We start from the raw sequence: 7,694 nt of genomic DNA on the forward strand, positions 1-7,694 counted from the left end.
GACCTGAAAGGGTCGCCGCGACTCTCGTCCAACTTCACCCGCAGACGACGCGGCGCACACCTCAGGCATCCCAATAGCGCGTTTGCACACGGCCTCGGTGGTTTGCTGAAGTTGATGGGGAGCCGATCGAGTGTCGTCATTGCGCCCAACTTCGGACATGCGGTGCCTGCCCAAAACCTGACATCGTCCAAGCGTCAACGACAGGGCCCCTCACGACAGAGGCCGTGCAAAAACGCGGTTGCACCGTTTTCCAGAACAGCGGCCGGTTTTTCGCAGGGGGCGATGGCGCGCATCACGTAACGTCGGTTGTCTTCGACTGACGTGCCTCGCTCAACGAGCGGCGATATTCGCTCGGCAACCGGCCAAACGCTGCCCTGAATTTCCGGCCGAAATGGGTCATGTCCGAGAACCCCCAGCTGTAAGCGATATCACTCACTGTCCGGTGTGATYGTGCAGGGTCTTCGAGGGCTTTCCTACAGCGCGCCAGCCGCCTCTCCTGGACGACCCGCGAGATCGACGTGTTTTCATCTGCCAGCGCGGCATTGGCGTAGCGCAAGCTCACACCGGCCGCGGCTGCGACCGATCCCAGATCGATCTGCGGTTCATGCAGGCGCGCTTCAATCGCGGCGCGTACTTTCAGGCGGACCAGCGAACGAGCCGACGAAGCGCGCTGCGCTTGTTCTCCGCCGACTTTTCCCAGCGACAGCGCGATCAAATCCAGTGTCTGGCTCCTGACGGTTTCTTCCGCCACTGGGCTTAGGCGGTCAAGGAACGTCGGCAGCGCTGCCAAAAATGCCGAGGTCAATCCGATCTCAGCCTCAACCGGCCGAAGGGTGCGGGCAGCCGCCGCCCGTATGGGGCCTATGCGCGCTTCCAACTGCTGCCTCGGTACTTTGACCACCAGCAGTTGAGAGCCGGCAGAGAACTCCCCCGTATAGGGCAAGCATGGATCGAGGAGCGTCATGTCACCTGGGTCAAGCAAGGCATCCCTACCCTCTTGCTCCAGCATCAACCGACCTGCTGCTTGGCGACAGATCAGGATCTCATCAGAATTCGCATTCGCGGCGTGGGCGGCACTGTGAACCACGGCCATCGCCGCATTGCTGAATTCGACGAAGCCGAGGTCGGCGAGGGCGCCCGACCGAAGCTCCGCATGAAATTCCGGCCGGCAGCGCGGCCTGGAATCGTGATGGGTCACGTTCTGGCAGGCGACGCTGTGCCAGTAGTCGAACCGGTCGCGACGCGGAACGTCCGCCGTCGAGAATACCAACTTCATTTCAGCCTCCCAGCCTGGAAGCACGGCCGATCATCAGTGCCCACCCAGCCGATCACCAGACGCATGAGTCGAATAAGGTTCATGAAATCACAAACATGGCGATGGCTCCAATATGGATAAAATCTACAAATCCGATTTTGGCGATCTAATACTTCCGGTATTGTCGCGTGACCAGCGCGACGGTGAGCATGATCAACTCACCTACAAAGTGGATCTAAATAGCCTCCTCGACCTGTCGAGAGATGGGATACTCGTTGGCGATCTGACCGATAGGGATTGCCCACTGATATATGTTAACCCAGCGTTTGAGCGCATAACTGGGTATACAAAGAACGAAGTAATTGGGAAAAATTGTCGCTACCTTCAAGGAGGAGACCGCCTCCAGCCAGAAATCGAATATGTGCGTACGGCTATCGATAATCGTCTTAGTGTTTGCGCAACATTTCGTAATTATCGCAAAGATGGAGAAATGTTCTGGAATGAACTTAGGCTTACGCCAATCAATTTTTATAATGGTCAACCAACCCATTACCTAGGGTTGATGCGCGACGTAACAGTGCGTAAGCGCGCGTTGGATCGCGTCGAGCACAGTGCACGCATCGATCTTTTGACCGGCGCGCTCAACCGCGATGCATTCGCGGACGAACTTACTCGCCTCGCAAGAGAGAAATCCGAGCCGATCCTTGTCACCAAGCTCGATGTTGCGGGATTTCATGACATCAACTCGGGCTATGGTTACGATGCCGGCGATGAGGTGTTGGCGCAGATTGCCGAACGCATACGGAGCGTGGGCTTCGCCATCATTTCACGAACGGGATCCAATGAATTCGCGATCGCGCAGCCGCTAGGGCACCAGAATAACACGCTAGAGACGATCAATTTGATCCGCTCCGCTTTGGCGTCAGACTTTCTCGTGTCGGGAGCGACAATCAACATTCGCTTTGCCATTGGCTTCGTCGTCGGCGTTTCGACTTTGGACACGACGAAGTTGATGCACCAGGCCGACTTAGCCCTGCGACGTTCCAAGTCCAGCAATTTTCTTGAGGTGTCCGAGTTCAAAGCCGAGGATGAGATGCGCAGCCGCAATCGCATCCGGATGACTAGCGAGATGCAACAGGCGCTGGCAAACGACGAGTTCGGATTTCAATATCAACCCAAGATTGATCTCTCGACAGGGGCCATTGCGGGGGCCGAGGCCTTGCTACGCTGGCGTCACGGCCTGTTCGGCACGCAACTGCCGGGTAGCTTCATCGCCCATGCCGAGGACACGGGGCTTATCCTCGAGATCAGCAGGCGCGGGCTACGCGCTGCGGCAGACTTCGCCGCCCGGATAAATCAGGGGCGTAGCCGTGCGCTCAATCTCTCAATCAATGTGTCAGCCATCGAGTTCAGACATCGCGATATGCCTTCATTCGTGAACGAGATTATTTCGGCGAGCGGCGTCGATCCTCGCTGGATCACGCTTGAACTCACGGAAAGCAAGATGGCGGAGACCTCGCCCGCGATGATAGCCATCATGACCCGACTGCGAAAGCTCGGCGTTGGCCTCTCGATCGATGATTTCGGAACCGGCTACGCCAATCTGCGCTATTTGGAGGAGTTTCCCATCACCGAACTCAAAATCGATCGCAGCTTCATCCGCAGCCTTGGGCAAAGCCGATCGAAAACGATTATCGTCGAAGCGATTGTTCGTCTCTCCGATGAACTGGGCTTCCAGATCGTCGCAGAAGGCATAGAGACGCACGAGGAATGCGCGCGGCTGAGAGATTTGGGATGCCACTTTGGCCAGGGTTTCCTGTTCGGCAAGGCGATCGATCCGGAGGCCTTCGCGGAAGTCGTCGCGCAAACGGTGGCATGAGCGCAACTCGATTCGAGCCGAGCTGCCAGAGGGCAGAGTCCGAGAAGGGCCAGCCCTTCGCGTTGGCCTCGCGCCCAAACCGACCGCCCGGAAGCGGACATTCTGGTGGCCACACCTCGACTTTCGGACAGTGCGCCGCGAATGTCCGTATTGGGTCGACTCCGGAAATAGCGATGACGCGCCGCCTATGTCTCGGTGGGAATCGGACATCCGGCATGCGATGGAATCGGCCAGGATCAAAATCTGACCGAGGCAATCAATGTCCCTAAGCTCTCGTCTGGTCGGCATTCGGATGCCCGCGGTCGCTCTGCGTTCAACAACGGGGCGAAAGGTCGATCTGGCGTCACTGCCTGGAGGACGCACGGTGATCTATTGTTACCCTCGGACGAGTGAACCGGGGACGCCTGCGCCTACTGGCTGGGATGTCATTCCCGGCGCTCGAGGCTGTACCCCGCAGGCCTGCGCATTTCGTGACCATCATGACGATATGGCTCGCGCTGGAGCGACCGTGTTCGGTCTCAGCACCCAAGCAACCTCCTATCAGCAAGAGATGGCGACACGTCTGCACCTACCATTTGAAGTGCTGAGCGATGAGGACTTCCAGTTGACGGATGCGCTGTCGCTTCCAACTTTCGTCGCGGACGGAATGCGCCTCATTGAGCGGTTGACCTTGGTCGTCAAGGACGGAGCGATCGAACACGTCTTGCATCCGGTAACCAGGCCCGAAAAGAGTGCGGAAGACACGCTTGAATGGCTGTCAGAGCATCAGGTTTAGTTTCGCTTTGGGGCGGGAACCGAAGTCAGGCGAGACCTTTGGCAACGTCTGCTTCCGGGTCTTGCATGGGGCCGCTTGTTGCGCGATCGGGAACAGTCCAACGGCAAAGGCCAGGAGCAGGAAGCCACGTCGCTCCGGCTGCAGGGCCACCCGAACCTAAACCCCCAGCAGCTCGTCATAGGGAATGATCCGCAGCATCTGCTTCACCCGCATGGCGTCGAAGCGGAGTTCCTTCGGCGGGTTGTATTGGGAGACGACGATCGTCTTTGCGCCGCGTGAGACCAGGGTCTTCACGTAGACCGGGCCGGGCTCGCCATCCTCGTCGGAATAGAGCTCGAGCAAAACCTCGTCGCCGATCTCGGGGCGGCGGCCGTCCTCGTCGGCATAGATCTTCTTTCCCGCGCGGTAGAGCGGGTACATGCTGTTGGTAATCAGGTTGACCGCGAAGGCGCGCTTGCGGCCGGCCAGCGCCGGCGGCCGCGTCGTGCGCTCCAGCACATCGCCGTTCAGCCGGAAATCGCCGTCCTCCTCGCTGCCGCCCACCGCCGTGCCCATCACGGGCAGGTCGCGCGCGCCGCCGAGCGGCTTCAAAAGCTCCGGCTGGCCGGCGATTGCGGCATTGGGCTCGGGCTCGTCCTCGCCCGCCATCAGGGCGCCATCCAGGATCAGGTGCTTCAGCCCGACGGCGGCGAGCACGCTGGTCAGATGCTTTGAGCGCCGGGTCTGGCCGTCCTCGATCTTCTTGATCGCGACCTGGGAGACGCCGATGCGCCGCGCCAGCTCGGCCTGGGACCAGCCAAGCGCGTTGCGGGCATCCTTGATGAGCGGGCCGAGTTCCATAGGGCAATCAATAACTTAGGATATCGAGAACGTCTCGATAACTTTTGTGATTGACTAATCATAACTTAAGTTATCAATATGCGGCATGAACCCAGCCGCTCACCCAACCTCAACCCTCCCAGCGACGCCAGTCGCGCCAGCGACACCCGTCGTCTCCATCACGCCTGTCACTCTCGTCACGCCGCGCGATCTCCTGCGCCGTGAGATCGACCGGGCCGGTTCCGAAGCCAGGCTCGCGGCTGCCGTCGGCTGTTCGCAGGTGGCGATCAACAAGGCCAAGCGCGCCGCTTCAGTCTCGCCCTGGATGGCGCTTCGGCTCGAGGCCGCGACCGGCGTTTCGCGCCAGCATTGGCGGCCCGATCTCTGGCCGGCCGACGGCGTGCCCTCTACGCCGCCGGAGCCCGCGGCGCCCTGCACTCGCGCGCAGCCTGGCCGCATCGCCCGGTTTCGCCCGCCATGCGAGGCGCAACTGGCTTTCCCGCTGGACAGGGGGCACCGATGACCGCTCTCCCGATCAAGGGCTATGCCAGGGAGTATGGCAGCGCCGAAGAGATGCTGGCAGCCTATCGCGCCAGGCAGGCCCTGCCGTGGAAACAGGCGGCAAAGCCGGAGGAGCCGGCGCCGGTCGTGGTGGCCGCACGGCCGGAGCGCGAAACCCGCGCAAAGCCCACGACAGGCGCCTGCGAGGCCGTCACCAGCGCGGCGGGTAAGTCGCAGGACGAGGCCCGGCCCGGCGCCGTGCCCTGGGCCGTGGTGCGCAAGCAATACCGTCTGCACCATGCCAGCACGCCGCTGCGCGGGAAGATGCAGGCCGGCGCGATCATCGCGGCCGTCGCTGCCGAGACCGGCATCGCCATCGATGCGCTCAAAGGCGAGCAGCGCGTCGCCCGCATTGCCGGGGCGCGACAGCTCGCGATCTGGCGGGTGGCTGATGAGACCGAATTGTCGCTCTCCGAGATCGGGCGGCTGTTCCACCGCGACCACACCACCATTCTTCACGCCATTCGCGTCACCAATCAGCGCCGCGGCGCGGATGTGCGGGGCTATGGCGGGGTTCCCGTTGCTCGGACCGAGGGCAAGAAACCTGTGAAGCGGGCGCCCGAGCGCGGAGGTAGGCGATGAGCCGGGCCTGGATGCCGCTCTATGTCGCCGATTATCTCGCCGATACCGGCCATCTCAGCGCGGCCGAGCATGGCGGCTATCTCCTGCTGATCATGCATTACTGGCAAAATGGCGGGCTCCCCACCGAGGACCGCCGGCTTGCCCGCATCGCCCGGATGTCTCCGGCGGAATGGGGCGCGAGCTGTGACACGCTGGCCGACCTCTTCGCCGAGGGCTGGGTCCATAAGCGCATCGATGCGGAGCTGAAGGCCGCCGCCGATGTCAGCGGGAAGGCACGGGCCAAGGCCGTCAAGCGCTGGCAGGTCCATGCTGCGGCAGATGCCGGGGCAGATGCTGCGGCATGTGCTGGGGCAGATGCCGGGGCATATGCTGGGGCAGATGCCGGAGCACTGCCGGGGCATATGCCGGAGGCATGCCAATCACAATCACAATCACAATCACATAAACAATCACCCCCAGTCCCCAAGAGGACTGGGCGCGCCAGGGCGCTCCCTGAGCACCGGGAGATCGAGGCTGCGTTCGGCGCCGTGCTCTCGCCGGAGCAGGCTCAGGCCGTCATCGCCCATCGCCGGACGCTGAAAAAGCCGCTGACGCTGCATGCGGCCAAGCTGCTGGCGAGCCAGCTCGCCCTGGCCGCCGAGCCGGACCGGGCCGCCGACCTGATGATCCTGCGGGGCTGGCAGGGTTTTGCGCCGGAATGGGGCGTCAATGCCGGGCTCGCGCTTGCAGCCCAGCCGGGCCAGTCCGGGAGCGATGCCGGGGCCGGCGTCCGGATCTCGCCGATCGACGATCCCGAGGCCTGGGATGCCTGGCGGCAGGCGAGGGGCGGCAGGCCGCTTCCGACCGACAGGACCGGCTGCTGGACCGTGCCCAGCCGGCTTCCCCCGACCACCCCGCAAGCAAGCGAGCCAACAGCATGACCGAGACACAAAACCCGCCGGCGGGCGTCGCCGCACGGGCCGCACCAAGCCCCCAAACCCCAGCAGAGCAAACCCCAGCAGAGAAAGACGAGACGATGGCACGCGCAGGACGCAAACCCCGCACGGATGTCGGCCGCTACCGCAATGGCCGGATCAGGAATGCCGAGCGGGGCGAGCGCCCCGAGAAGATCATGGCGGTGGCGCTGGCGCAGCCGCACCGCAAGGGGAATGCCTCGCCGATGGCCGGCTATGCCTTTGGCCGGATGTTTCTGGGCGGGATGATCGACCGGGGCCAGTTCGAGGCGGCCGAGACGGTGACGCGCCGCTTCGTGCGCTATCATCGCCACATCACCGACAGCCTCCCAAAGCTGCCGAGCATGGTCGCCGAGCTGGTCGCGGGCACGACAGGCGAGGGGCCGGAGCTCGACGTCGAGAGGATCGCCAAAATCCGCTCGGAGTATCGCGAGCTGCAGGACGCGCTGGCCGATTCCGGCCTGCACCATGACGGCAACGCCATCCTGATGCGGGTCTGCGTGCTCGACCGCGACATCACCGACCACGCGACCATGGGCATTTTCCGCTGCGCGCTGAACGTCATCGCGCATCGGCTGCGCTTGAGCTGATGCCGTAGCTCACGGTGGCGAGCTGCGCCCGGACCAGCGATGGCCGGGCGCCTTTCCGTTTCGGGCAGAACAAGGATGCCGCCACTGCTTACAGGTGCGCCGTGGCGTCTGCTTCAGCCCACAACCATCCCCGACAGGTTTACGGGGCAAGCCGGCATCGCGCCGGCCTTGCCGGTTCCGTTCACGCTGCAACCCGCAGCTTCAACCCGAGCGCCTTCATCACGCCCATCAGGGTTGAAAGGCGAGGGTCTCCCTTCTCGCTGAGCGCGCGATACAGGGC

Annotated in this window: 9 protein-coding genes; 6 read left to right on the top strand and 3 right to left on the bottom strand. The window is 62.7% G+C overall.

What is annotated here, in order from left to right; all coding sequences use genetic code 11:
- Nucleotides 1–292: 292 nt before the first annotated feature.
- Nucleotides 293–1,276 carry an AraC-like ligand-binding domain-containing protein gene (locus AC1D34_RS30690; protein WP_476826253.1) on the bottom strand — a complete coding sequence of 328 codons (984 nt, stop codon included), beginning with the start codon at nucleotides 1,274–1,276 and terminating at the stop codon, nucleotides 293–295.
- Between the two features lie 112 nt (nucleotides 1,277–1,388).
- Between AC1D34_RS30690 and AC1D34_RS30695 the strand changes: the two genes are divergently transcribed.
- Nucleotides 1,389–3,134: a putative bifunctional diguanylate cyclase/phosphodiesterase gene (locus tag AC1D34_RS30695; RefSeq protein WP_476826254.1), complete on the top strand. Its 1,746-nt coding sequence runs from the start codon at nucleotides 1,389–1,391 to the stop codon at nucleotides 3,132–3,134.
- 292 nt (nucleotides 3,135–3,426) lie between these two features.
- Nucleotides 3,427–3,909: a peroxiredoxin gene (locus AC1D34_RS30700; protein WP_476826260.1), complete on the top strand. Its 483-nt coding sequence runs from the start codon at nucleotides 3,427–3,429 to the stop codon at nucleotides 3,907–3,909.
- 156 nt (nucleotides 3,910–4,065) lie between these two features.
- Here AC1D34_RS30700 and AC1D34_RS30705 read toward each other — a convergent pair whose 3' ends face one another.
- Nucleotides 4,066–4,749 carry a helix-turn-helix domain-containing protein gene (locus tag AC1D34_RS30705; protein ID WP_476826255.1) on the bottom strand — a complete coding sequence of 228 codons (684 nt, stop codon included), beginning with the start codon at nucleotides 4,747–4,749 and terminating at the stop codon, nucleotides 4,066–4,068.
- 85 nt (nucleotides 4,750–4,834) lie between these two features.
- Between AC1D34_RS30705 and AC1D34_RS30710 the strand changes: the two genes are divergently transcribed.
- From AC1D34_RS30710 to AC1D34_RS30725, 4 genes are all read left to right on the top strand, one after another.
- Nucleotides 4,835–5,251 carry a hypothetical protein gene (locus AC1D34_RS30710; protein ID WP_476826256.1) on the top strand — a complete coding sequence of 139 codons (417 nt, stop codon included), beginning with the start codon at nucleotides 4,835–4,837 and terminating at the stop codon, nucleotides 5,249–5,251.
- On the top strand, nucleotides 5,248–5,871 hold the full coding sequence (locus AC1D34_RS30715; protein WP_476826257.1) for a helix-turn-helix domain-containing protein: 624 nt from the start codon (nucleotides 5,248–5,250) through the stop codon (nucleotides 5,869–5,871). Before AC1D34_RS30710 ends, AC1D34_RS30715 begins: the two co-directional genes overlap by 4 nt.
- Nucleotides 5,868–6,791 (top strand): YdaU family protein, encoded by a 924-nt coding sequence (locus tag AC1D34_RS30720; protein WP_476826258.1) that lies wholly within the window; start codon nucleotides 5,868–5,870, stop codon nucleotides 6,789–6,791. Before AC1D34_RS30715 ends, AC1D34_RS30720 begins: the two co-directional genes overlap by 4 nt.
- Nucleotides 6,792–6,886: 95 nt before the next feature.
- Entirely contained in the window at nucleotides 6,887–7,414 is a 528-nt protein-coding gene (locus tag AC1D34_RS30725; RefSeq protein WP_476826259.1) for a hypothetical protein, read from the top strand.
- A gap of 181 nt (nucleotides 7,415–7,595) precedes the next feature.
- On the opposite strand, the gene AC1D34_RS30730 is transcribed toward AC1D34_RS30725, so the two are convergent.
- The coding region (locus tag AC1D34_RS30730; RefSeq protein ID WP_476826261.1) for a helix-turn-helix domain-containing transcriptional regulator at nucleotides 7,596–7,694 on the bottom strand (99 nt) is incomplete at its 5' end.

The organism is Allobosea sp. P1_A7 (assembly GCF_056406775.1).